Origin of the sequence: Dyadobacter sp. CY261 (genome assembly GCF_021440085.1) — a bacterium.
Classification (GTDB): domain Bacteria; phylum Bacteroidota; class Bacteroidia; order Cytophagales; family Spirosomataceae; genus Dyadobacter.
In genome coordinates, this window is the sequence record NZ_JAKCPW010000002.1 from 599,995 (window position 1) to 624,291 (window position 24,297).

22 protein-coding genes are annotated in these 24,297 nt (G+C 47.7%); 13 read left to right on the forward strand and 9 right to left on the reverse strand.

Translation table 11 applies throughout. The features are described from left to right. Window positions 1-116: 116 nt before the first annotated feature. The 4 genes from LZD49_RS09700 (at window position 117) to araD (ending at window position 4,922) form a co-directional block, all read left to right on the forward strand. Window positions 117-821 (forward strand): NrtR DNA-binding winged helix domain-containing protein, encoded by a 705-nt coding sequence (locus LZD49_RS09700; RefSeq protein WP_234667142.1) that lies wholly within the window; start codon window positions 117-119, stop codon window positions 819-821. A 235-nt stretch (window positions 822-1,056) separates the two neighbouring features. Further along, window positions 1,057-2,721 carry a ribulokinase gene (locus tag LZD49_RS09705; RefSeq protein WP_234667143.1) on the forward strand — a complete coding sequence of 555 codons (1,665 nt, stop codon included), beginning with the start codon at window positions 1,057-1,059 and terminating at the stop codon, window positions 2,719-2,721. Beyond that, window positions 2,721-4,211: an L-arabinose isomerase gene (gene araA, locus LZD49_RS09710; protein WP_234667144.1), complete on the forward strand. Its 1,491-nt coding sequence runs from the start codon at window positions 2,721-2,723 to the stop codon at window positions 4,209-4,211. The genes LZD49_RS09705 and araA overlap by 1 nt, the downstream gene beginning before the upstream one ends. 6 nt (window positions 4,212-4,217) lie before the next feature. After that, window positions 4,218-4,922, forward strand: a complete 705-nt coding sequence (gene araD / locus LZD49_RS09715; RefSeq protein WP_234667145.1) for an L-ribulose-5-phosphate 4-epimerase AraD — start codon at window positions 4,218-4,220, stop codon at window positions 4,920-4,922. Between the two features lie 13 nt (window positions 4,923-4,935). On the opposite strand, the gene LZD49_RS09720 is transcribed toward araD, so the two are convergent. From LZD49_RS09720 to LZD49_RS09750, 7 genes are all read right to left on the reverse strand, one after another. Then, complete coding sequence (locus tag LZD49_RS09720; protein WP_234667146.1) at window positions 4,936-5,172, reverse strand: hypothetical protein; 237 nt, start codon at window positions 5,170-5,172, stop codon at window positions 4,936-4,938. A gap of 53 nt (window positions 5,173-5,225) precedes the next feature. Next, on the reverse strand, window positions 5,226-5,414 hold the full coding sequence (locus LZD49_RS09725) for a hypothetical protein (RefSeq protein WP_234667147.1): 189 nt from the start codon (window positions 5,412-5,414) through the stop codon (window positions 5,226-5,228). A gap of 393 nt (window positions 5,415-5,807) precedes the next feature. Continuing rightward, entirely contained in the window at window positions 5,808-6,197 is a 390-nt protein-coding gene (locus LZD49_RS09730) for a response regulator (RefSeq protein ID WP_234667148.1), read from the reverse strand. A 7-nt stretch (window positions 6,198-6,204) separates the two neighbouring features. After that, window positions 6,205-7,296, reverse strand: coding sequence for an ATP-binding protein (locus LZD49_RS09735; RefSeq protein ID WP_234667149.1), 1,092 nt, complete (start codon window positions 7,294-7,296; stop codon window positions 6,205-6,207). Next, complete coding sequence (locus tag LZD49_RS09740; RefSeq protein WP_234667150.1) at window positions 7,293-9,473, reverse strand: 7TM diverse intracellular signaling domain-containing protein; 2,181 nt, start codon at window positions 9,471-9,473, stop codon at window positions 7,293-7,295. Before LZD49_RS09740 ends, LZD49_RS09735 begins: the two co-directional genes overlap by 4 nt. Then, window positions 9,464-10,156, reverse strand: coding sequence for a hypothetical protein (locus LZD49_RS09745; protein WP_234667151.1), 693 nt, complete (start codon window positions 10,154-10,156; stop codon window positions 9,464-9,466). Before LZD49_RS09745 ends, LZD49_RS09740 begins: the two co-directional genes overlap by 10 nt. A 6-nt stretch (window positions 10,157-10,162) precedes the next feature. Further along, window positions 10,163-12,463: an Rv1355c family protein gene (locus tag LZD49_RS09750; protein ID WP_234667152.1), complete on the reverse strand. Its 2,301-nt coding sequence runs from the start codon at window positions 12,461-12,463 to the stop codon at window positions 10,163-10,165. Window positions 12,464-12,847: 384 nt separating this feature from the next. On the opposite strand from LZD49_RS09750, the gene LZD49_RS09755 reads away from it, so the two are divergent. The 3 genes from LZD49_RS09755 (at window position 12,848) to LZD49_RS09765 (ending at window position 15,115) form a co-directional block, all read left to right on the forward strand. Continuing rightward, on the forward strand, window positions 12,848-13,312 hold the full coding sequence (locus LZD49_RS09755; RefSeq protein ID WP_019940883.1) for a response regulator: 465 nt from the start codon (window positions 12,848-12,850) through the stop codon (window positions 13,310-13,312). Window positions 13,313-13,631: 319 nt separating this feature from the next. Further along, window positions 13,632-13,850: a hypothetical protein gene (locus LZD49_RS09760; RefSeq protein ID WP_234667153.1), complete on the forward strand. Its 219-nt coding sequence runs from the start codon at window positions 13,632-13,634 to the stop codon at window positions 13,848-13,850. Between the two features lie 149 nt (window positions 13,851-13,999). Further along, entirely contained in the window at window positions 14,000-15,115 is a 1,116-nt protein-coding gene (locus tag LZD49_RS09765; RefSeq protein WP_234667154.1) for an alpha/beta hydrolase, read from the forward strand. On the opposite strand, the gene LZD49_RS09770 is transcribed toward LZD49_RS09765, so the two are convergent. Next, window positions 15,072-16,268 carry an acyltransferase gene (locus LZD49_RS09770; RefSeq protein ID WP_234667155.1) on the reverse strand — a complete coding sequence of 399 codons (1,197 nt, stop codon included), beginning with the start codon at window positions 16,266-16,268 and terminating at the stop codon, window positions 15,072-15,074. The two genes, LZD49_RS09765 and LZD49_RS09770, sit on opposite strands and share 44 nt — an antisense overlap. Before the next feature lie 290 nt (window positions 16,269-16,558). Here LZD49_RS09770 and LZD49_RS09775 point away from each other — a divergent pair, with 290 nt between their 5' ends. The 3 genes from LZD49_RS09775 (at window position 16,559) to LZD49_RS09785 (ending at window position 18,710) form a co-directional block, all read left to right on the forward strand. Continuing rightward, window positions 16,559-16,987, forward strand: coding sequence for an SRPBCC domain-containing protein (locus LZD49_RS09775; RefSeq protein WP_234667156.1), 429 nt, complete (start codon window positions 16,559-16,561; stop codon window positions 16,985-16,987). A gap of 40 nt (window positions 16,988-17,027) precedes the next feature. Next, a complete protein-coding gene (locus tag LZD49_RS09780; protein ID WP_234667157.1) occupies window positions 17,028-17,339 on the forward strand; it encodes a MerR family transcriptional regulator in 312 nt (103 codons plus the stop codon). Between the two features lie 147 nt (window positions 17,340-17,486). Further along, window positions 17,487-18,710 carry a M20/M25/M40 family metallo-hydrolase gene (locus LZD49_RS09785; protein WP_234667158.1) on the forward strand — a complete coding sequence of 408 codons (1,224 nt, stop codon included), beginning with the start codon at window positions 17,487-17,489 and terminating at the stop codon, window positions 18,708-18,710. Between the two features lie 112 nt (window positions 18,711-18,822). Here the strand turns inward: LZD49_RS09785 and LZD49_RS09790 are convergent, their stop codons facing one another. Then, a complete protein-coding gene (locus LZD49_RS09790) occupies window positions 18,823-19,332 on the reverse strand; it encodes a metallophosphoesterase (RefSeq protein ID WP_234667159.1) in 510 nt (169 codons plus the stop codon). A gap of 276 nt (window positions 19,333-19,608) precedes the next feature. Between LZD49_RS09790 and LZD49_RS09795 the strand changes: the two genes are divergently transcribed. The 3 genes from LZD49_RS09795 to LZD49_RS09805 all read left to right on the forward strand — a co-directional run bounded on the left by LZD49_RS09795 (window position 19,609) and on the right by LZD49_RS09805 (window position 24,283). Beyond that, a complete protein-coding gene (locus LZD49_RS09795) occupies window positions 19,609-22,443 on the forward strand; it encodes an outer membrane beta-barrel family protein (RefSeq protein WP_234667160.1) in 2,835 nt (944 codons plus the stop codon). 29 nt (window positions 22,444-22,472) lie between these two features. Beyond that, window positions 22,473-23,213 carry a GLPGLI family protein gene (locus tag LZD49_RS09800; protein WP_234667161.1) on the forward strand — a complete coding sequence of 247 codons (741 nt, stop codon included), beginning with the start codon at window positions 22,473-22,475 and terminating at the stop codon, window positions 23,211-23,213. A gap of 182 nt (window positions 23,214-23,395) precedes the next feature. Further along, on the forward strand, window positions 23,396-24,283 hold the full coding sequence (locus tag LZD49_RS09805; protein ID WP_234667162.1) for an OmpA family protein: 888 nt from the start codon (window positions 23,396-23,398) through the stop codon (window positions 24,281-24,283). Window positions 24,284-24,297: the final 14 nt, after the last annotated feature.

Consider the following 24,297-nt stretch of genomic DNA (forward strand, 5'->3'; position numbering starts at 1 on the left):
TCTCATTCTTTTTTTTACTTTGTTAACATAAATTTAACATTTTCCGGGAAGTGCCGGAGAAATGTTTTATAACCAGAAGTTAAGTGAATTGGAAGGATGACACGACGCCACAATAAATGAACAACTATCCTCAGGCCGCGCGGATCCTCGTGGCCATCGACTGCATTATTTTCGGCTTTGATGGCAAGGACATCAAACTGTTGCTTATCAAAAGGAATTTCGACCCTGAAAAAGGCAAATGGTCACTCATGGGCGGCTTTCTGGATGCCAACGAGGACTTGAATGACGGTGCGGTCCGCATTTTGAACAATCTCACTGGCCTGAAAGACATTTATGTCGAGCAACTCGAAACGTTTGGCAAAGCCGGCCGCGACCCAGGCGAACGGACAGTTTCCGTCGTTTTCTTCGCATTGATTAAAATTGATGACCACGATTCCGAAGCTGTAAAAAGCCATAACGCATCCTGGATCACACTCGATTCGCGTCCCAAGCTCATATTCGACCACGAGCAAATGGTACTGCGGGCCATCGAACACCTCAAATACAACGCCGCCCTGCACCCGATCGGCTTCGAGCTCGTACCCGAACGCTTCACCATCCCGCAGCTCCAAAAGCTTTATGAAGCCATTTATAATATTCCTATCGATAGAAGGAATTTCAGCCGCAAACTGCTTTCCACTGGCCTTTTAATCGATACGGGTTATAAGAATAATAATAGTACTACGAAAAAGGCAACGCTCTACAAGCTGGACGCCGAGCGTTATAAAGCAAAATTCCATTCATTCTGGAATTTCATGCCGGATTCGATGAAGAGTCAATGAGTCAAGGAGTGAATGAGTGAATGAGTGAATGAGACGAACTTTTCCTTCCTCCTTCGTTCCTCTCCTCCCCGAGCTCTGCTCATTCACTCATTCGAAATTCAGTCATTCAATCATTCAATCAGTCAAAATTAAATTGTGTCATTTCAACACTAAAAACAAATTTATTTATATTTGTTAGGTGATAAGTTAAATAAATGCGTCAAATTGGTCTGAGGACATCCTAAACCGATATTTTATGAAAGAGAACTACGTCATTGGTATCGACTTTGGTACCGATTCTGTGAGGGCATTGGTGGTGAATGCGAACACAGGCGAGCAGGTGGGGACGGCTGTGCAGGAGTATCAGCGGTGGAAGCGGGGTAAGTATTGCGATGCCGGTGTTTCGCAATTCCGACAGCATCCGCTCGATTATCTGGAAGGTCTGGAAAGTGCTGTGAAACGTGCTTTGGATCAGGTGCCTGCGAATGTGAGGATGCTGGTGCGCGGCATTTCGGTGGATACGACGGGTTCGACGCCAGTGGCGGTGGACAGGAACGGTACGCCGCTGGCGCTGCTTCCTGAATTCGCCGAAAATCCAAACGGAATGTTCATCCTCTGGAAGGACCATACCGCCAATGCGGAAGCCGAAGAAATTAACCGGCTGGCACACCAATACGATATCGATTTTACCAAATATGTAGGCGGTATTTATTCCTCCGAATGGTTTTGGGCTAAAATATTGCGCACATTACGCGTGGACGAATCGGTGCGTGAAAAGGCATTCTCCTGGGTGGAGCATTGCGACTGGATTTCAGCAGAGTTGACCGGCGTTACCGATCCGCTGCTCCTGAAACGCTCCCGCTGCGCGGCAGGACATAAGGCACTCTGGCATCAGGATTTCGACGGTTTGCCATCCAATACATTTTTCAAAGAACTGGATCCTTTGCTCGACGGCCTGCGCGACCGCCTGTTCGCAGATACCGAAACTTCCGACCAACCCATGGGTACCATTTCGAAAGAATGGGCCGCAAAGCTGGGTATTCCCGAGGATGTCGTGATCGGCGTGGGTGCATTTGATGCGCACATGGGCGCGGTAGGGGCGTTGATCGAGCCATATTCGTTATGTAAGGTGATCGGAACTTCTACCTGCGATATGCTGGTGGCACCGAATGAGGAGGTTGGGCATTTACTGATCAAGGGTATCTGCGGCCAGGTAGACGGCTCCATTGTGCCGGGTATGCTGGGGATGGAAGCGGGGCAATCCGCGTTCGGGGACATTTATGCGTGGTTCTCTAAACTGATCGTAGAACCGGTTCGGACATTGCTTGGAGAAGAGGAAGCTTCAAAACTTGCACAAAAGCTGATTCCGCATTTAGCCGAGCAAGCCGCCAAACTTCCTGTTACCACATCCGATATCATCGCCATCGACTGGCTCAATGGCCGTCGTACACCCGACGCCAAGCATACGCTCAAAGGCGGGCTGCTGGGCCTGAACCTGGCCAGCGACAGCGCCCGTATTTTCAAAGCATTGGTGGAGGCGACAGCCTATGGTTCCAAAGCGATAGTGGAGCGGTTCCGAAATGAAGGAGTACCTATTCATCAGGTCATCGCGATCGGCGGTGTGGCCAAGAAGTCCGCATTTGTGATGCAGACGTTGGCCGACGTGCTGAATATGCCCATTAAAGTGGCCGCGTCCGAGCAGGCTTGTGCATTAGGTGCGGCGATGTTTGCGGCCGTAGCGGCGGGCGTATACCCGACTTTGCAGGAAGCGCAGGAAGCGATGAATTCCGGTTTTGATGCGGTGTATCAGCCGCGCGAGGCACAGTCGGCAGTGTATCAGGGGCTTTATCAGAAATACCTTGAAGCAGGTGCCTTTATTGAAAATGAATTTTTACAAAAAGCATATTTACAACTCACCTGATGCTTGATTTAAAACAGTTTGAAGTCTGGTTTATCACCGGAAGTCAGCATTTGTACGGCGAGGAAACACTCCGCCAGGTTGATGAACATTCCGAGATCATCAGCCGCCACCTCGACCAGGCCCCACAGATTCCCGTGCGGGTGATTTTTAAACCGGTTGTGAAAACGCCGGACGAGATTTATAATATTATTCAGGAAGCTAACACGGCTCCCAACTGTATCGGCATTGTAGCCTGGATGCATACTTTTTCCCCCGCCAAAATGTGGATCCGCGGGTTACAAATCCTGCAAAAACCCTTGCTGCATTTGCATACCCAATACAACCGCGATATCCCGTGGGCTGAGATCGATATGGACTTCATGAACCTGAACCAGTCGGCGCATGGCGACCGGGAGTTCGGTTTTATGATGACCCGGATGCGTTTGAACCGAAAGGTGATTGTTGGTCACTGGCAGCAAGAGCATGTAGCAGAGGGGGTAGGCCAATGGACAAGGGTAGCAGCCGGGCGTCATGACCTTAAGGGGGCAAAGTTCGTCCGATTCGGGGACAATATGCGCGAAGTGGCGGTTACCGATGGCGATAAGGTTGCTGCTGAGATGACTTTTGGATTTTCCGTCAATACTTACGCCGTGGGCGATTTGGTGGCAGTCATCAATCAGGTGTCCGACGCGGATATTTCTGGTTTAATCGAAGAATACAAGGATGCTTATCAACTGGCTTCGGGCCTTGAACAGGGTGGGCAACGGCACCAGGCACTGCGCGACGCTGCGAGAATAGAGCTGGGTTTGAAATACTTTCTTAAAGACGGAAATTTTAAGGGTTATACTAATACTTTCGAGGACCTGCACGGCATGAAACAACTGCCCGGAATCGGTTCGCAACGGATGATGGCCGCAGGTTACGGTTATGCGGGCGAAGGCGACTGGAAGACTTCTGCGATGGTGCGCGCATTGAAAGTGATGGGCTCCGGCCTGAATGGTGGTAATTCGTTTATGGAGGATTATACTTATCATTTCAATCCGGCCAATAATCTGGTGCTGGGCTCGCACATGCTCGAAATCTGTCCCAGCATCGCGAAAGGTAAGCCTTCTGCGGAGGTACATGCATTGGGGATAGGAGGTAAGGAGGACCCTGTGCGACTCGTTTTCAATGCCTCTGGTGGTCCGGCGCTCAATGTATCACTCGTGGATATGGGCAACCGTTTCCGGCTGCTTGTGAATGAAGTGGAAGCGACGGAGGTGACGCAGGGCCTTCCGAAATTACCCGTCGCGCGCGTTCTGTGGAAGCCCCAGCCTGATATGCAAACCGGCTGCGCGGCCTGGATTTACGCCGGTGGCGCACATCACACGGTTTTCAGCCAGAATCTCACAACCGAACATATCGAAACCTTTGCGGAGATGGTAGGTGTGGAATTGGTGGTAATCGATACAAATACTACGTTGCGACAGCTTAAAAACGAGCTGCGGTGGAGTGAAGCATATTACAGATAATCTGGCATGTCAAAATATCAATATCTCAAAGAATCGGTCTACGAGGCCAATATGGAAATCCCCCGGGAGGAGCTGGCAATCGTGACTTTTGGTAATGTGAGCGGAATCGACAGGGCGGAAGGCGTCGTTGCGATCAAGCCGAGCGGCGTGCCTTATCACCGGTTGAAGGTAGAGGACATAGTGGTTTTGGATTTGGATAATGTAGTAGTGGAAGGAAATATGCGTCCTTCATCCGATACCAAGACGCACACATTGCTTTACAAACACTTTCCTTCGATCGGCGGCGTATGCCATACGCATTCTACTTATGCGGTGGCGTGGGCGCAGGCTATCCGGCCTATTCCGAATCTGGGGACGACCCACGCTGACCATTTGACCGCCTCGATACCAGTAACAGAGGTGATGTCCGATGAAATGATCCAGCGGGATTACGAGCTGGAAACGGGTAACCAGATCCTTGATCTGTTTTTAAAGGAAGAGCTGAGTTACGAAGAAGTAGAAATGGTACTGGTGGCTTGCCACGGGCCATTTACATGGGGTAAAGACCCAGCGAAGGCGATCTATAATTCGATTGTGCTGGAAGAGATCGCGAAGATGGCGTACCTTACCTTGCAGATCAATCCTTCGGCTGCGACCATCAAGCAAAGCCTGATCGACAAGCACTATTTTCGCAAGCACGGCAAGGATGCCTATTACGGGCAGGGCTGCTAGGCAGGGCTGCTGGTCAGTTCTTTTTCGAAGAGCGGCGGCTGGCGATATTGCGCATTTGCTGTAATGCTTCCTGGCGGGTCATTGCCTTTTCGTTCGACTTGGCTTCTTCAATAGCGTCTTTGGAAAAACGGCCTTTCAGCAGGTTGAAAATCGTGAAAATCATAATGTTCTTTCTTAGCTTGGCCAACCGGCCATTTATATTCAAACTTACCAAAGAACGGCGTATAAAAAAAGCTGCCAGTGTTCCCATTCACCGGCAGCATACGTTAAAACGTCGAGTATAATGAGTGCTTTTTTTGTTGACTACGAAAGTACTTCTTTGCGCAACTTCTTGCCTGGGTGAAATTCGTCCTTGATCCAGCGTACAAAATTGTGGGAATTGGTTTTGTAAATTTCCATGGACAACGGCTTAATGCCGCTGAATTCTACCTCTTTAACATACTGTGCGTGCAATTTCAGGATTTCGGCCAGGGTTTTGCTATCAGTTTTCATTAAATATTGTTGTTAAGGTTTACACTGGTTGTCGGGCATTTTGCATTAAAGACGTACCCAACAGTTCATAAATTCTTTTAATATTTAAAAAATTATATTTTTGATTTAAAACATTATAGATAATGGGTGGGTAATACAGTTCCCCCGTCGCATTATTAACGCGACGTCCGTCTGGATTGTTACATTATAGGACACTTTGTGGAGGTGTGCTAACGATCGCCCTAAACTTATTTACTTGACAATCAATAGTTAGATGGGAGGTCGCCTGCTCGATTTCTTAAAATAGTACACAAAATACTGTTTCTTGTCACAGGAAGGTGCAAACGCGAAACAAGATCCTCACCATAGCGTCCAGTTACTACGATGTAGTACAAAAATTATACTACAATGCTTTTAGATGGCCAGTTTCTTTTTCAGGAAAGGGATTTCGAGCGGCTTGGGCAGCAGGTCGATGATGTGCGGACTCGCCTTGGCCTTCTCGATGTCACGGGTGTCGATCGTCGAGGAAAGCATGAAAATTCTGACCTTCTGCCGAAGGTCTTCCGATAGCTGGTCGAATTCGTCAATGAATTCGAAGCCATTCATATCAGGCATTTGAAGGTCGAGTAGAATGATGATGTCGGGCAGGCTGTCGGCCTGGCCGGTGAGATGTTTCAGAGCGTCGCGCGCTGAATTAAAAGTTTTAACCGAATTTGTAATCCCGCTTTTGATCAATAGCTTTTCGTAGATGAACAAATCAAACGCGCTGTCATCTATCAAAAAGAAGTTAAGCAATGGCTCCATGACGGGTTTATTTGTTAATAGAAGGAATATTGATTTCAAAAATACTACCTTCGCCGATTTTTGAAGTTACGTTGATTTCCCCCCCTAATTTCGAGATTGCCTCGTGGACGATGTAAAGCCCTATTCCTGAGCCGCTGTTGGTGGCGCCTGCCCTGTAAAACATTTTGAAAATTTTGTCCTGATCCGACTCCTTGATGCCCGTTCCATTGTCCTCTACGATGATTTTAGCCTCGGAAGCAGTTGATTTCACCGTAAGGTGTACGAATGGTTTTGGCTTGAACTTGTCCTGAAATTTGATCGCGTTGTTGATCAGGTTATTGAAAATGATCCGCAATTTCATCACGTCAGAACGGAATACTTCGTTCTGCTGGATGTCGGTGGTCATCACAAGGTTGCCATATTCGGGTAAGTATTGAATAGTAGCTTGTACCTCCGTCACCAGTTCTTCGAAGCTGATATCGGTCACGACCGGTACGCCGCGGGCGTTCTTATAATAATCTATGATGTTGATAATGAACGTGTCCAGCTTTTTTACCGACTGCCGTATCAGTTCCAGGTATTCGTTTTGCGACTTGACGTCTTCTTCCAGCAATGCCAGGTTCACAATCCCGAGGACCGACATCAATGGCGCGCGCAAGTCATGTGAGGCGCTGTATACGAATTTGTCGAGTTCTTCATTGGCCTTTTGTAGTTCGATATTCCGTTGTTTCAGATCTTCGCGCGTCTTATAGATATCGTAAGCATTCGAAATGGCATTTTCGACATATTGATAGTCCCAGGGTTTGTCGATAAACCTGAAAACTTCCCCTTTGTTAATGGCGTCGATTGCCGCGCCAATGTCGGTATGGCCGGTAATGAGGATACGGATTGGTTTGGGAAAGTTGACCCTGATTTTTTCAAAGAACTGAACGCCTGTCATCACCGGCATCCGTTGGTCGGCCAGGATAATGCAGAAATCCTTTTCTTCCAGCATTTGCTCGGCTTCTACCACGGAGGACGTAATCGTGATATCGTACTGCTTGCGGAACGAAGCCTTGAACGAATGCAGATTATGCTCCTCGTCGTCGATGTACAGAATGGTTATCGCTTTTTCGCTCATTGAAAATCAGGGATTGGCCGTATTTTTCTTTTGACAGGGAGCGTGATCAGAAACTCTGTTCCTTCTCCCACCTCCGTGTTTACTTGGATATTACCGCTGTGAACTTCGATAATTTTAAAGACAATTGAAAGGCCCAGACCTGTGCCGTCGCCGACCTGCTTAGTCGTAAAGAAAGGCTCAAAAATCTTGGCGCGGACCTCCGGCGTCATCCCGGGGCCATTGTCACGGATCGAGATTGCCACGTTATCGGGGTCTTTCAGCCAGGATTTTACCCAGATAGTCGGGCTTTTGCCTTCATGCTTATCTTTTTGTAGGGCATAAATCGAGTTGGTCAGAATGTTCATGAACACCTGATTGAGCTTACCAGCGTAGCATTCGATACTTGGAATGTTGCCCAGCTCTTTCACCAGCGTGATCGAGTTCCCCATCTGGTAATTGAGAATAATGAGTGTCGATTCTACTCCTTCATTGATATTGACCAGGTTAAGGTCGGATTCGTCCACCCGTGAGAATATTTTCAATCCTTTGACGATTTCAACCGTCCGGTGCGCACCGTCTTCCATCCCTTTCAGCAAGGTACCTAGCTCGGTTTTGAGGTAATCGAGGTCGAGGTCATTTTTCAACTGTTCGATCTCTTTTACCTTGCTTCGCAGGCCTTCTATTGAATCCACGCCCCGGATCTCGTCGTACGAGTCGAGGATTTCCAGCACGTCATCGATATCCCTTCTCAATGGCCGGATGTTCGAGCTCACAAAGTTGATCGGGTTGTTGATCTCGTGCGCGATTCCCGCAGTCAGCTGACCCAATGATGCCATTTTTTCGGAATCGATCAATTGGGTTTGGGCGTCTTTCAGTTTCGTAACCGTCAGGTTCAGCTCGGTGTTGGCAAACTGCAACTCGGCGGTGCGTTCGTTGACACTCTTTTCGAGGAAGGCGTTTTGTTCTAGGATAATTTTCTCGTTTTCCATCGAAATCCGTAGTGCTTGTGCCTGCGAAACTTCCTTTTCTTTTTTGAAGATGTTGATCTTATCCGCCAATGCAAACGAAAGCAAAATGACTTCTATAGCCGTGCCTGCCTGCATGGTATAATTAGTGAATGTATTGTAAGGCAGAATGTTCAGGTTTCGCAACGAGTAAAGCACGATTCCGATCAGGAACATCGACCATGCTACCAGGAAGAATTTCGCCGGGCGATAACCTTCCATGGAGAGCATCAATGACACAATGAGTGCGAAAAGTGCAGCAGACGGTGCCAGAACGTCGATGATCCGGTAGCTGACCATGTTCAGACCGATCAGGTTGAAAAGTACCGCTACGCCGTAGGTGACGATAAGGACTGTGATAATGCGATATGTGACCGTAGACCTTTCGCGGATATGGAGGAAGTTCTGAAAGAACATCAGCGCAAAGCTTCCCGCCAACGCAGGGAACAAAATAATGGAATACTCGTTGAATGCGGGGGTTTCGGGCCACAGAAATTTGAAGGTGTAGCCTGTTATCGTAGTCTGGGTGAGGCCGATAAACAGAATGTACAGGACATAATACAGGTAACTCTTTTCCCGAATCGAAAAGTAGACGAAGAAATTATACAACATCATCACGAAAAGCACGCCGATGTGGATACCGGAAATGATTTCGTTGGTTAGTTCAAACTGGATAAAGCCCATTTCACTGCGGACAATGAGCGGAACGACGATCTGCTCGCTACCGTGGATTCGCAGGTAATAGGTTTGTGCCGTTTGCCGGGGAATATTGAGTTTGAAAACAATGTTCTGATGCTTGACCCGCCGCTTGTCGAATGCGTCGTTCCAGGAAATGGTTTCGTGGGAAGGCTTACCGTGATCCGTGGAATACAATGTCGCCGATTCAATCCTGGGATAGGCGAGTTCCAGAAAAAGGTTGTCCTCAGGGCTATTGTTCTTAATATTGAGGCGGACCCAGAATGTGGACGCGCTGACGCCGAAATTGGGCGTTTCTTCGGCGCTGGGTAAGAACTTTCCTTTCGCTTTGACTTCTTCTATGGTCATTGCCGCGGTAGTATCCTCCATGATCTCGACTTGCTTGCCGATCGTAATGTCGTCCCCCCTGAACACAACGTTTCCTGCATAAACGACAGGCAGCGTGCTTATGAGCAACAGAAGGCTTCCAATAATCCCGCGGTAAATCTTTACATCCATTTATTAATATCGTAAATTATCGTTAAGTCCCCTCGACGGCCGGTTTCAACGACGGTTTGGGTAGGATTTGCTCTCAGGCTGAATATTTTCTCACGCTCTTCGTCAGTTGCAAAAGGCAGGTTATGGAGGTCCCTGGCAATGAGTGAAGTCGCAATCAATCCTTCTTTCGGATAGTAAAAAGTACCGTTGTTACCCAGATCGGTTAATACTTCAAAGCCGATCCGCTGGCTGATAACCAGGGTGATCGGCGAGCATAGCCCCATCAGGTTTTTTATGCCAACCATGGATGAGATGGCCATCGCCGTTCTCCCCAGGTATACGCTGCCAATTCCGTAACCGGCTACTTCTTTGGAATTGAATAGCCCGCAAAATTCCGCCACATTGTAATCCCCGATTTTATCAACATAACCGTAAATGCTTTTGTCAATTTTCGCGATCGCATCTTCCATGGGCATTTTCAGGTTCGGGGAGCGGACTTGCACCCGTGTGCCGCCATAAATGGACTTCCCGTCCTCCGACTCCACGATGATCACGTAAGTGTTCGGGTCATCCAGCCATGTGTGGTTGGAGGATGTAACCTGCTTTACTCCATATGCTTCCAGAACCTTGCGGTGCCCTTCGACATATCTCAGGCTGGTTTCCACGTCATCCGGCGCACGGTATGCTTTAATGTGTGCTACCATGTACTGTTATGGATTTACTATAAAAAGTGTTTCGTTTAACGGCAATCGGTAACTTTTAATCCCGGGCGTCTCCGCTTTTGCTATTTTGAATAAAAACACCTCTGCTACATCCTCTTCATACGGAACCAGTTCCATGAATCTTTTTCTCAAAGTGAGCAACTTCAAAGCTTCGGCCTTGTCGAGGCCTGCATTGTCCCCTTTCGTAATCCGGGGGAACAAATAAAACGGGGAAATTAATGGATGAATCGCAAATTGCAATTGTTCGGCACAAAGCCAGAGCCGTTGCATGGCCATTCCGCCCATGAAAAAGTCCTTATAACTGTACTGCGGCATGGTGATCATCCCTAGCGCAGAGGCTGTACTGACGGATTTAAGTGCTGCATCCACCAATGCGCCGCCGCCTTGTATTCCTTTTAAAGTTTGCGAAATTTCACGGTCACGGATAATCGAAAGCGCTGCTATCTGTGCGTTGTTGAGTCCCAGGGTCCTGACGTCGATGCCATCCATGGATAGCTCGGCATCTGCAGGAGACCATTTCATCTCCCTGTGTACAAAGTCGTAGTGCCCGTCCTGATTAAGTAAACGTACCCGGTCGCATTCACCGATGATTTCGCCGATGGCAATGATTTCCTGCTTTTCGGAAAAATAATGGAATGCTGCACCGGAAACGCTTTCGGCGGCTTCTTTCAATTGTTGAAAGTCAGCGTCGGAAATTGGTATGGCTGTCGATGGGTTGCGGTTGGTGCAACGGTCGTAAATGAATTTGACCGCCTCAGGCGCGTACACCGTCTCGCCGTGTTCGGAAGCTTGTTTGTAAAAGTCTATCACAGCAATAAGAGTAGCCTCTTCACCCAATGGGAACAAGTCCATCTTCACGGCCAGGCCTGCCTCATTGCTTTTCAACAATATATTCTCATAGGAAGCCCCAAATGAGATATTCGAGGCGATCTGATCGAAATCGCCAAAGGAGAACGACCGGAACCGATCGTGAAAAAGGAACAGTCTTCCCTGATGAAAGAGCCATTTCCAGGGCTGATCGTTGCCGGTTGACGGGGCCTGGCAAGCAGCTCTGACAATCTCAGAAAGAATCTTCTCTGACAGAACAGTCTCTGGTATGCCCTGGCTTTTTCGCTCAGGTAACGACTCGGCTATACGAACGGCCTCGGCAAGATTGAATGGCTCATAAGGATTGTGTCGGGAAGGGGTCGTTGTTTTGACAGATTTGTCTCCCACCAGCTCTTCCAGATCTATGTAATACCTGCCCGACTCGTGGAACTGGTCGAGCAGTATGCGGCGGCAGACGTCTGTCACCACACCGCCCCCGAGCGTTACGGCGCTGGCAAGCTGTGGCCAGGTGCTAATGCTCTGGCCTATTTCCACGAGTGAAACTTTACCTCTTTTCGACCCGTTGATCGCATTCACGATCCGGAGCACCAGCGGCAGCCGGTCTTCTTCGGAAATCTGATCGAATTTTTCCAGCGGCAGGCCTTGAAGGAAACCATGGAAGATGGGGCGTTCCGGCTCATGATCAAACCTTTCGACGTCCAGCATTCCCCGATCACTCGTTTCCATTACCACGGGAATGCCTAACTGCGCCGCCCGGATCCGGCTGCGTATTTTGAGGGCAATGTCATCACATTCATCAACAAGTATGTCCAGTTTGCCGCCATTCAAAAGAAAATCATCCAGGTTATCTTTGGTAATACCTTCCGCGAAGCATTCAATGTCTAGGAAAGGGTCAATTTCTGCAATTTCGCGGGCTGTGACGACGCATTTGTTGATACCAATGTTGTGCAGGCCTGTACGTATACGATTCAGATTATTAAGCTCAATCGTGTCGAAATCAGCCAGTTTCAGTTTACCGCAGGTTCGTTCAGTAGCAATGCTCAAAGCAACCGAGTGCCCGACCGACAAGCCAATGATCCCGATGGTCCGGCGGGAGAGGTTTCGTTGTTCGTCCGGCGTGATCTTATATTGGTTCCGGCTGGTCCGAAGTTCGATGAATTCCTCTTCGTCAACCAGGTGCAGAAGCCGCCCCGACCATGGATAGAATACCCACACGCCTTCGGTTTCTACATCCTTTCCCTGCGCCCATTCTAAATATTTTTGTTCTATTTCCGGTGTAGTGAGGCGCTTTCTGGGATGTCTGATTCTGACAAGTTCTTGTTTTTGGGAAGCAAATAGGTCCAGGATGGTTTTGCCGCGATAATCTTCAATGAAGGAAAGGAACTTTTCTTTATCTGCGTAGCGCTCTTTGGAGATGAAAACCGGTTTGTAGATATAGTTGACCTCTGTGTTATGATGCATTTTAGAATAATTGTGAAGCCTGTCCATCAACGGGCTATGGCCTGATTTAACAAATCACAAAATTGTGCCGAAATTCATATTAAATTTGCCCGACAGGCTATCTCATCCCCTGAATCTTGTATATTCAGGCATTTTTACTTGCTTCAATAAGTACACAAATTGCTGAATTTATTTTTGTAAAACTAACCTCTGTTGAATGGGGGATAAAATATTTGGACGTTCGTGCCGAAATTCTCTTTCTAAGCAGAAGCCCGTGCCGATGTATCGTGTGAAATTTGGCCGAAAGTGCCTTTGCTATTGATGCGAATATAGAATTAATATTATAATATTATCAATTAGTTCGGAGCGGAGCATTTTGCTGCTCCGCCAGCACCAGAATCCAGGATGGAAAAAGGAAAAATAAGCGTATTGTATGTCGATGATGAAATCAACAACCTTAACTCATTCAAGGCGGCTTTCAGAAGAGACTTCAATATCTTAATTGCGACGTCGGGGCGCGAAGGCCTCGAACTGCTGAAGCATAATGTCGTGCATGTCATTATCACCGACCAGCGAATGCCCGAAATGACCGGTGTGGATTTTTTGATAGAAGTGTTGAAGGATTACTCCGATCCGGTCCGCATTCTATTGACGGGTTACACAGATATTACCGCGGTGATCGATGCGGTAAATAAAGGGCACATCTATTACTATCTCAACAAACCCTGGGATGAGCAGCAGCTGCGCATTATTATCAAGAATGCCTACGAAATCTTCCACCTCCGGGAAGAGAACAAAGAGCTGATCGAAAAGTTGATCGATGTGAACGGGCAATTGGAATTCCTTCTCCGTCAAAACCTGCTCTCGTAGCTATCTGCTGACGTGGCGATGGTTTCTTCTAACCAGGCTTTTGATCCCTGTAAACGATGGCCGTAAGCCACGAAACATGTAGGTCAATAACGAAAATGCCGTAGAAAACGCAACCGCCAGCAAGAGTATCGCCGCGAATAAAAGGTTGCCGATTGCTTTCAGAAATATGATGATATCCATGACTTTATAATAGTGGGTGACTGACCATTTTTCTTAAAAACCGTACCAGAGCTACCGGTTTACATTGGATGATCCCGTGCTGGTATTCTTTTTGTGATAAATCGTTTTTTCGAAATCGACAGACCAAACGGATATCATCATGAAAAAGAGCATAGCTATCGGCATCATAACAGGCATCGTCATGTTCGTGTTTGTCATCTCCTGCGGCCAACGCACGCAAACCGGCGATCAGAAGGATCGCAAGTCAGACAGTGCAGACGTTGCCCAAAAGAATAAAACCGAGGGATATTTTTACCATCAACCAGAGCAAGGCACCGGTACCGATTCGAGTAAGATCAAAAAAAAGGTGGATAATTGAGCCAACGGGCAAAGCGCTTGCTAAGATGTATTGCGAAAAGAGGTTAATTTCGCGCAGTCAGCCCCCGCAAAGACACAGTAAAGCCGGGCCATCAACGTCCGGCTTTACTGTGTCGGTATGAAAATTAATAGCACTATTAATCCTCACACATGTTAAAGCAATTTTACCGGATATTTAGTTTTATTGTACTGATCGGGTGGTCTGTCAGTTGCCGTTTTCCCGCCACTGAACCGGATCCGATTGATGTCGGGGGCGATACCACGGTACCCAACAAACCGGATACGGTGATCATCGACACGATCCCCGCCAAAAATCCCGATTCCCTGCTAGCCAAGACAGCCCGATTTGGTACCGACCAGCTTTTTGACGATGCTGATTTGAATTTGACCAAAGGAATTTTCGCCAATGCCGCCAATTACCGTGGTCAGGGTGTGGATTTGCGTTATGAGTTTATCGCGCCTGCGGCAGACACGATGAAGCATCGTCCGTTTGTGCTGATGGTGCATGAAGGGGCGTTCCTTTTTGGTGATCTGGGCAATGAAATGGGGAAAGCTCGCTGGCTGGCGCGACGGGGTTATGCAGCCGCCTCGATCGGCTACCGGCTGGGATTTGATGGCGCGAGCGAGCAGAATGCGTGTGGCGGCAATAGTCAGGAGGTCGTGCGGGCCGTTTACCGGGCTGTACAGGATATCTATGCTGCCATCCATTATTTTGTCGATCATGCGGAGGAGTTTGGTATCGACAGCCGACAGATTATGCTGGCGGGGAGCAGTGCCGGGGCCATTACCGTGACAGCGCTGGCATACATGAACGAAGCCGACTTTGAAGCGCTACAGCCGGGGATTACACAAGCGCTTGGGCGGCTCGATCCAAAGGCCGACGACAGTCCGTTCCGCATTCGTGCACTGCTCACGCAAATGGGTTACGGCATTTTTAAAAATGAATATATCAATGCCTCCAATGCCATGCCGACGGTGTTTTTCCAGCGGACGGGAGACAATGTTCTGGCTTACCAAAAGGGAACATTCCTGTCGTGCCCCACGTACCTGCCCATGGAAGGGGCAAAATTGGCTTCCGACCAGTTGAAGAAATTCGAGACACCTTTTGAACTAAACTATGAGAATCAGGAGGGTCATCACCTGAGCTATCCGGAAGAATATGTGGTCGGCCGGTATTCCCAGTTTATGAAACGGCTTTGGTCGCAAAATCTGCGGCAGGTCACTAACGATGCTTATGATACCGTTGAGGATATTGAGCTCCGGTAGCTTCCTGGCCGATACCCTCTCCCAGTTTCATGCTCTTTCCGGCATGGAACCATTGTCTGAGATAGGACGACAATTTTATCTCGAGGTATTCATACGACAGGTTCGACGCAACGAATGTCAATACGAGAGATAGCAGGAACATTGCGACACCTTCACCAAAAACAGGCAGGCCCAGCTTGCGAAATGCAAACGCGAGCCCTACCACGACAGGTACGTGCAGGAGATATATCGAAAACGAAATGTCACCAAGCTTTACCAGCCAGGGAGGGAATTTCTGAATTCGTTTCTGATAGTAGAATATAAACACCGTAAAAATCGCTGCCGAGCCCATTCCCCATTCCAACGGCCCGAAACCACCCAGGAAACCTGAGATAAATTGCCACACTGCAAGACATAGGATGGTAGGGGCGATCATTGGTATTGACAGAAAGTTGCTCAGGCGCTCTTTCAATGGACGATAATCGTATATCAAACCGGCAATCACACCAAATACAAAGTTCCAGATGATCGGGTTGGTAAGCATGTTGAGGTACGGGGTGCCCAGGTTGGCCACCTTGTCGGCCTTTAGCGTAAAAACACCATGGTAATAAGGGATACCGATCAGGGTGACAGCGATGGTTAAAAAGAATACATACCAGCGGAGGCGGGCGAACAGCATTGAAAAGGCTATCATGAGGTAGAAATAGACCTCGTAGTTAAGGCTCCATCCCACATTGAGCGTTGCATAACCGAAAAATGGGGACGGCTCGTTGGCCAGAGGTATAAAGAGCAGGCTCTGAAAAAGATCAGAGAACCATGTTGCATTCAGTGTTAGCCTGCTCTGCAAGAAGCAGTAGAGTAATGTAATGACGGTGTAAGCGGGCCAAATCCGGATAAGTCGTTTACCGATAAACCGCGCGGTGTTCCGCAACGATGGCTTGGTGTTTCGGGTTATATACACCATAATGAAGCCGCTGATCACAAAAAACAGGCTCACTCCGGCGGGACCCGACGCGAAAAGGAAGTCGATTTCCGCACGGAAGGGATCATCCTCCCTGATTACGTCCTTTAAATGGTAGATCGTCACGTACAACGCCGCGATACCTCTCAGGACTTGTATGCTGTTTAGTTTGGATTCATGAATGGCACTACCCAAGCCATGTTCCTGTACCATACCGATCAAGTTGATAAGTTGACTATCCGTTACTTAATACATTGACACAAATAGTTGTCGAACCGTGTCAGAGAGAATAAAATATCGGGTGCTCAGGTAAGAAGATTGCGTGTAGGATGTTCATTTTCATAACGTTGAGTAAGAGTTTTGTCATAACATTACATGTAGTTGCATGCAATTGTAAACGTAAATTAACAAAAGAGTTTGGCGGTCACAAACTGAAATGAGGAATTAGTACAAATTTCGGCACAGTTTTTAGGTATTAATATTACAAAGTCAATCGAAAATTTATGGCACAGGAGTTAACCGTTAGCAAAGAAATATTCATTGAGGCACCTGTGACGAAGGTGTGGGAGGTACTGATCGCGCCCAAATATATCAGGCAATGGGATGACCTCCCGCAGGATTTCGAGGATTATTACCTGGAATATGGAAAGGTCATCGACTGGTCGGGCATGACCCGGCTAACGGTTAGTGGTTACGAGCCCAACGAACTACTGATTTTTTCGTTTTATGTTTCCAAATGGGAGCAATCGCCCTCGCATTATGATATTGCCTATCGCTATCGTCTGGCAGAGCAGCAGGGTGGAACTCTTTTACAAGTGGAAATAGGTGATTTTTCGGTGCTGCCCGACGGTCGGGATTACTACGCATCGTCCGAGGAATTTGCAAAAGCGGCACTCGAGAAAATCAAAAATTTGTCGGAAAACAGGGTTTAACGGCAGGGGCGATTATCTTTGTAATAACCGCTTCGAAGATATGGAACCCAACACAAAACTATACTACGACACCAACGAGGTTGCCGAAATGGTCGGTTGTGAGCCGTCTGCTCTCCGCTTTTGGGAGAAAAAATTTCCGCAACTCACGCCCAAGCGCGACTCGCGCAACCGCAGGCGCTACACCGAACGCGACATCGAGATCATCCGCAAAATCATGCATCAGCGTGATAAACAGGGGCGTACCATTAAAGGGACTCGCGAACAACTGCGCCGCAAGGAAGAAGCGCAGCTGCTGATCCAGCGCCTGATGCGCGTCAGAAAATTTTTGACGGATATTCAGGAGGTTCTTTAGTGACGGCTGACCGCTGACGATCGACGATGAACCATGGATCGCCTTTGCAATGCAGCTCAATTTCTTTTTTTCGAACCAAAAACATCGTCCATGGTCCGCAGTCTATGGTCTACTTTTTCACGCCAGGCATTTTCAATTCCAAATCCAATGAAATACATCTTTTCGGCAATGCTCGCGCTGGTGGTTGTTTCGCAGACGTTCGCGCAGCGTTTTCAAACGGCGTCAATTCGTAAACATATAGAATTTTTGGCTTCCGACGATCTCGAAGGCCGTGGCACTGCGAGCCTGGGAGAATTGAGGGCCGCCAATTATATTGCTTCTAAATTCAAGGAAATAGGGTTGAAGCCAGCCGGTACGAAGGGGTATTTTCAGCCTTTCGAGGTCTCATTTGCTATTGATGGAGAAGGACATGATCTGATCGGGCGGAACGTCGTGGGTTTTCTGGATAACGGGGCTCCGAAAACCATAGTAATCGGTGCCCATTACGACCATTTGGGCAAGGGTTTCCAGGGAAGTTCACTTTCACCCGACAGCAAGAATAAAATCCACAATGGTGCCGATGACAATGCTTCCGGAACCACCGGTGTCCTGGAACTGGCGCGCTATCTCGCCGGGAATAATGTGAAAGAAAAGCACAACTTTTTGTTCATCACTTTCTCCGGCGAAGAGCTGGGGCTTATCGGATCCAAGCATTATGTGGAAAAACCTACTTTGCCACTGAACAGCTTCGCCGCGATGATCAATATGGACATGATCGGGCGGCTCGACGAGCAAAAAGGCATTATTGTTTCGGGATGGGGTACTAGCAAGGTTTGGGGGAAATTGATCCCGGATCTGGCCAAAAAGCAGAACCTGAAATACACCGTTGATTCATCAGGGGTGGGAGCATCGGATCACACTTCGTTTTATTTAAAAAATGTCCCGGTCGTACAATTCTTCACAGGTGGCCATGGCGATTATCACAAAATATCCGACGATCCCGACAAGATCAACTATGAAGGAGAAGCCCGGATACTGACATTGATTGCTGAGTTATTGGAAAATCTGGACAAAGAAACGGCCGAACCGGAGTTCCTGACCGCCGGTAATCCTCATTCGGTGAACACGACCAGCAATTTCAAAGTAACCCTGGGTGTTATGCCCGATTACAGCTACACGGGAAAAGGCTTAAAAATAGACGGCGTTTCAAAAGCGCGTCCGGCTGAAAAGGCCGGAATTCTGGCTGGCGATGTCATTACCAAGCTCGCTGGAGAGCCTATCGGGACGATATACGATTATATGGAAATCCTCGGGAAGCACGAAAAAGGCCAGACTGTGGAAGCCGAATTGCAGCGTGGGTCGGAAACGAAGAGGGTTAAGGTGACGTTTTGAGTCAATGAGTCAATGAGTCAATGAGTCAATGAGTCAATGAGTTGCCCTCACTGATTGTAAATTCTTAAATTTGTTGACTCATAAACTTCTAAACTCATAAACTTCTGAACTCCTAAAGCATAGCCCCACGCTTGCCTAGCTCGATGGCTTCCATCTGGCTGATCAGCCCTTCGTGGAGATTGAAGCGCAGGAGTGTTCGGAATTTGTGGAAACCTTCACGGCCCGCTGCCCCGGGGTTGATATATAGCATATTATTTAACGACTTGTCGCGGATCACCCGGAGGATGTGGGAGTGGCCGCAGACAAAAATGTCGGGTGTTTTCGATCGCAGTTCGGGCATTACCTGTGGGTTGTAGCGCGGCGGGGCTCCGCCGATGTGGGTAATCCAGACCCGAAACCCTTCCACTTCGAAATACAGGTTCTCGTGCGTCAACGCGCGTACCTCGGGGGTATCTATATTCCCAAAAACAATACGGGTGGGCTTAAATGCCTGTAATTGCCCGATGATCTCCGCTGAACCAATGTCGCCTGCGTGCCATATCTCGTCACAGTTGGCAAAATGATCGAAGACGCGTTCATCTAGGTATCCGTGTGTGTCCGATAATAATCCGATACTTTTCATTTTAACACTAAAACAATAACAACTAAAGGGCAAATATGGTTAATGAAATCCGTGGAAGAATAATTTAACGAAAATTTTATTGAATTCAAGTAACTTATATATACCAAACTGAGTAATTTCACAGTTGTTGTTCTTAATAAAAGTTAAATATTTCTTATATGTGTATAAAAACATGTTCAAACTAAATTTTTAGTTGTAAACTTGTCAGGCTTTATCTATTATTGCAAAATGTAATTCAACAGTTACAACCTCTATTCACATAACCACCAACTAGCCTTGAAAAAAATCCTACTTCTGTTATGTTTATGCCTTCCTATCCTGGCCGCGCAAGCGCAGACCGGAGGGCGTTTTACGTTGAAAGGAGTTGTGGCCGACACGGTCGGCACAGGCCTTCCCGAAGCGACAGTAATGCTTCTTACCCCGAAAGATTCCACCCTTGTCAATTTCATGCGGACCAATAAGGCGGGCACTTTTGAGTTTAAAGGGGTTAAAAGAGGTAATTACCTACTGAAAATCACCTATGTAGGCTATTTGCCTTACCAGAACAACGTAGTTCCGAATGATGGCGATGTGACCGACATGGGAAACATCAAAATGACTTTTATGGATCAGAACCTCTACGAGGTGGTGATTAAAACGTTCAGGGCTCCGCTGAGTATCCGGGGCGATACGATCGAATACGATCCCAAGGCGTTCAAAGTGCCGCCGGGCGCTTCCGTGGAGGACCTGATCCGCCGGCTGCCAGGTTTACAGGTCGATCAGGACGGGAGTATTAAAGCGCAGGGCGAAACCGTCAAACGTGTAACGGTAGACGGTAAGCGGTTTTTTGGTGATGACACCAAGGCCGCGACCAAGAACTTACCCGCCGAGGCAATTTCAAAAGTTCAGGTATTTAATGAAAAGACAGAACAGTCGCGGCTGACGGGTGTCGATGACGGCAAGCATGAGAAAACGCTGAACTTGCAATTGAAAGACAGCCATAAGAAAGGCGGCTTTGGGAAAGTAGCGGCGGGCGTTGGTACCGAAAAGCGATTGGAAGGGAAAATCAACTATAACCGTTTCAATGAAAAGAACCAGTTTTCGGTGATCGGGCTTGGGAACAATACCAACCAGGGCGGCATGTCCTGGGATGATTACCAGGATTTTAAAGGAAGCCAGTCGTTCAACTGGGGCGACGACGGCGATTTCGGGTTCAACGGCGGGCGTTACATTTCCTTTGGCGGTGGCGACGACGAAAGCCTCACGATCCAGGCAGGTAGTGGCGCTCAGAACCGCGGTTTCAACAAAAACTGGGCTGGCGGGGCGAACTACAATTTCGACACCAAGAAAACGAAGTTCAACACCAGCTACTATTATAACAAGAACACCCAGGATCTCGACGCGACCGCTCGGCAAACCAACTTCCTTACCAATTCGGCATTTACCAAGCTGGATACCAACGGTCGGTTGAACGCAAACCAGAACCACCGGGGAAGCGTTCGGTTCGAGAAGACCCTGGATTCGCTCAATACGCTGGTTGTCCTCTCCAATTTCCGTTTTGGAAATGGCACCGCCGACTACCGCAGCCATCAGGAATATTATCGTGGTGTGCAGGATTCGACGCAGCTTTCGAATATGAGCGACATTACCAACTTTTCGGATTTCAATTCTTTCGCGATCGCCAATACGGCCATTTTCAGGCACAAGTTCAAGAAGAAGGGACGGAATTTTGCTATAAGTGGAGGGTATAATGTCAATAATTCGGAGGGGGATGTGCGGCAGAAGTCTTTCAATCAGTTTTACCGCACCTCGCAAACTTTGCCTGACAGCGTCTTGAATATCAATCAGACGAACCATACGAAAAGTTTACGCAACCAGGTGAAGAGCAGCGTGCTTTTTACGGAGCCGTTGTCCAAAAAGTTTGTACTGGAAACGTTCTATAATTTCAGTCTGAAAAGCGACGAGGTGGATCGCGACGTATTCGACAATAAAGAGGGTGGCCAGGTCAGGAATCTCAATTTGAGCCGCTATTACACCAACAACACGACATTCCACCGAGCAGGAACATCACTTCGCTATTCCTATAACGGGCTGAATCTCCTTGGCGGTATCGGCTGGCAGCAAATCCACCTGGACGGAAAGTTTGCAGTGAATCAGGATGACCCAATCCGAACGCGTATAGATCGCCGTTTTTCGAACTGGGTTCCGAGCGTGTCGCTGAACTACGACTTGAAAAACAACCGCTACCTCTATGGTGGCTACAACTTTTCGGTAGAGGAACCTAACATTCGTGACCTGCAGCCGATTGTGGACAACAGCAATCCGCTATACATTACGATGGGTAACCCCAATCTGTCGCCCACGCGGAACCACTCTCTGAACATTGGTTACAATCACTTCAATGCCACTAAGTTCACGCAGATGTTTATCGGTGCTTATTATAACTTGTACCGCGATCAGATCATTTACAGCCAGACAGTCGACGAAAACCTGGTGACTACCACCATGCCAACGAACATCAGCGGCGGCCGCAGCTTTAATGTCTATGGTCAATATGGATTCCCGCTCGTCAAAACGAAAAGCAACCTGAGTATCAACGCGAATTATTCCAACAACAAAAACCTCACCTATATTAACGGCGAACTCAATGATACAAAAGGGAATGGCTACAATGGAGGCTTGCGACTAGATTTCACGCCAAGTGACAAATTCACGATTTATACCAATGCCAACTGGAATATTAACGATACCCGTTATTCGCTCATGAGCGCTCAGAACCAGAAAATTGTAAATTCGTCGTACGGCGCAGAAATGAATGTCAAATTGCCGAAGGATATCTATTTCAACAGCCGGTTCAATTACAACAGGTATGTAAACGATCGTTTCGGGTTCGACCAGCAAATGCCGATCCTGAATGTGTCGATCTACAAAACGATGCTGAAAAGCAAAAAAGGGGAGATACGTTTGTCGGCATTTGACCTTTTCAACCGGAACAGGGGCATTTCGCAGTCGGCTTACCAGAACTTTGTTTCACAGGAGCAGGTACGCACGCTTGCAAGGTACTTTATGCTTAGCTTCGCGTATAATATGCGTGGTATGTCGCACTCGGTTCGCCGCAAAGGTTTTTATTGATCAATAGTCAGAAAATCAGATTGGTATATATGAAAAAAATTTGGATGATATGTTTGCTGCTGGGTAATTTACCCGTATTCGCGCAGCAGGAAGGTGTTGTGGTCATTTATGAAAAAGAGCACTTTTGGTCGAAGATCTATGACCGGCTGACTTTCCTTTCGGAAGAAGAACGCAGCCGGATTAAAACGACCTGGGGCAGCCACGATGAAGGGTATAAAACCAAAGGTCAGCTTTTTGCGACCGCCGCAGAAAGTAAGTACAACGACATGGAGCCGGAGGCCGACGGAGGATGGCGCGGCCGCACCAGCGAGTTTATGGTGTACCGCAATCTGGACACGGAGCGTAAAACAGAAATCGAAGAATTTGCAGGCAAAACGCTCGTCATCGACGATTCCCTGAAAGCGCCGTCCTGGAAGGTGCTCAACAAGATCAAGGAGATCAATGGCTACATGTGTATGATGGCCGTAGCGGAAGACACCGTGCGTGACGCCAAGCTGACCGCCTGGTTTGCCAATGATCTCGCCTATAATACCGGCCCGGAACGCTACTTCGGCCTTCCCGGCCTGATCATGGAGCTGGACGTGAATGATGGCGAGGTGATTTTTACGGCCATCAAAGTTGAGAAGAAGCCACTCACCGAAGAAGTGAAACTGCCGAAGAAAATGAAGGGCAAGAAAATTACAACTGCGGACTACGACAAAACGCTGAAAACCTACATAAATGACAGCATGAAGTCACATCGGAACCCATATTGGAACATTAGATATTAAAGTAGCTTGTTTTCAAGGAAAAAGGGAAAGTGTCTTAGCGACATTGTTCCCTTTTTTTTGTACTTTTGCGTTTTTGAAACGCACCCCGGGTCAGTTGGCTCGATTATTGATAGCATTTAGTGTGGTTTATCAAATGTTTTACTTAACAGTGTTTATCTATTTTTAACAACCCTAAAACGATTATGAAACAAACGCTTTTAGCCGTTGCCATGCTCTTTATACTTGGCTCATGTGCTAGTAAGAAAAAATTGCTTTCTGCACAGAAGCAAGCCAACGAGATCCAAATCCAACTGGACAAAGCAAGAGCCGACCTGAATGATTGTGATAGCAGAACTGCTAGCTTGAATAATGATTTGAAGGCTAAGAATGACGAGTTGACCAGTAAAAACGCTAAAATGAAGGAGCTGGAAGAACAGGTTGAATTCCTTAAAAAGAACAACAACAACCTTTTGGACCGCATGTCGGACCTTTCAGTGATCTCGAAAGAAGGTTCAGAAAGCATCAAAAAATCACTTGCGATGATGGACCAGCAAGGAAGCCAGATCCGCGACCTGAACAAAAGTATCCAGCACAAGGATTCTTTGAATATGGCGCTGGTACTGAACTTGAAACGTTCATTGGCTGACGTAAGCGACGAGGACGTACAGATCGAGGTGAAAAAAGGCGTGGTTTACGTTTCACTATCTGACAAAATGCTTTTCCGCTCAGGAAGCTCGGTCATCAACACAGCAGCTGAAACCGTACTTTCCAAAGTGGCGAAAATCCTGAACGACTATAAAGAGATCGAAATCCTGATCGAAGGTCACACGGATAATGTACCTATCGCAACAGACAAAGTAGCTGATAACTGGGACCTTTCGGTACTGCGTGCAACTTCTGTGGCACGTACGCTCCAAAAGAAATACGGTGTTGAGCCGGTTCGGATGATCGCTGGCGGTCGTGGCGAATATCTCCCCAAAGTGGCAAACGATTCGGCGCCTAACCGCAGCCTGAACCGCCGCACAGAGATCATCATAACACCGAAATTGGATCAGTTCTTTAACCTTTACACGCCAAATGCTGGTAAATAAGGTTAACTGAAAAA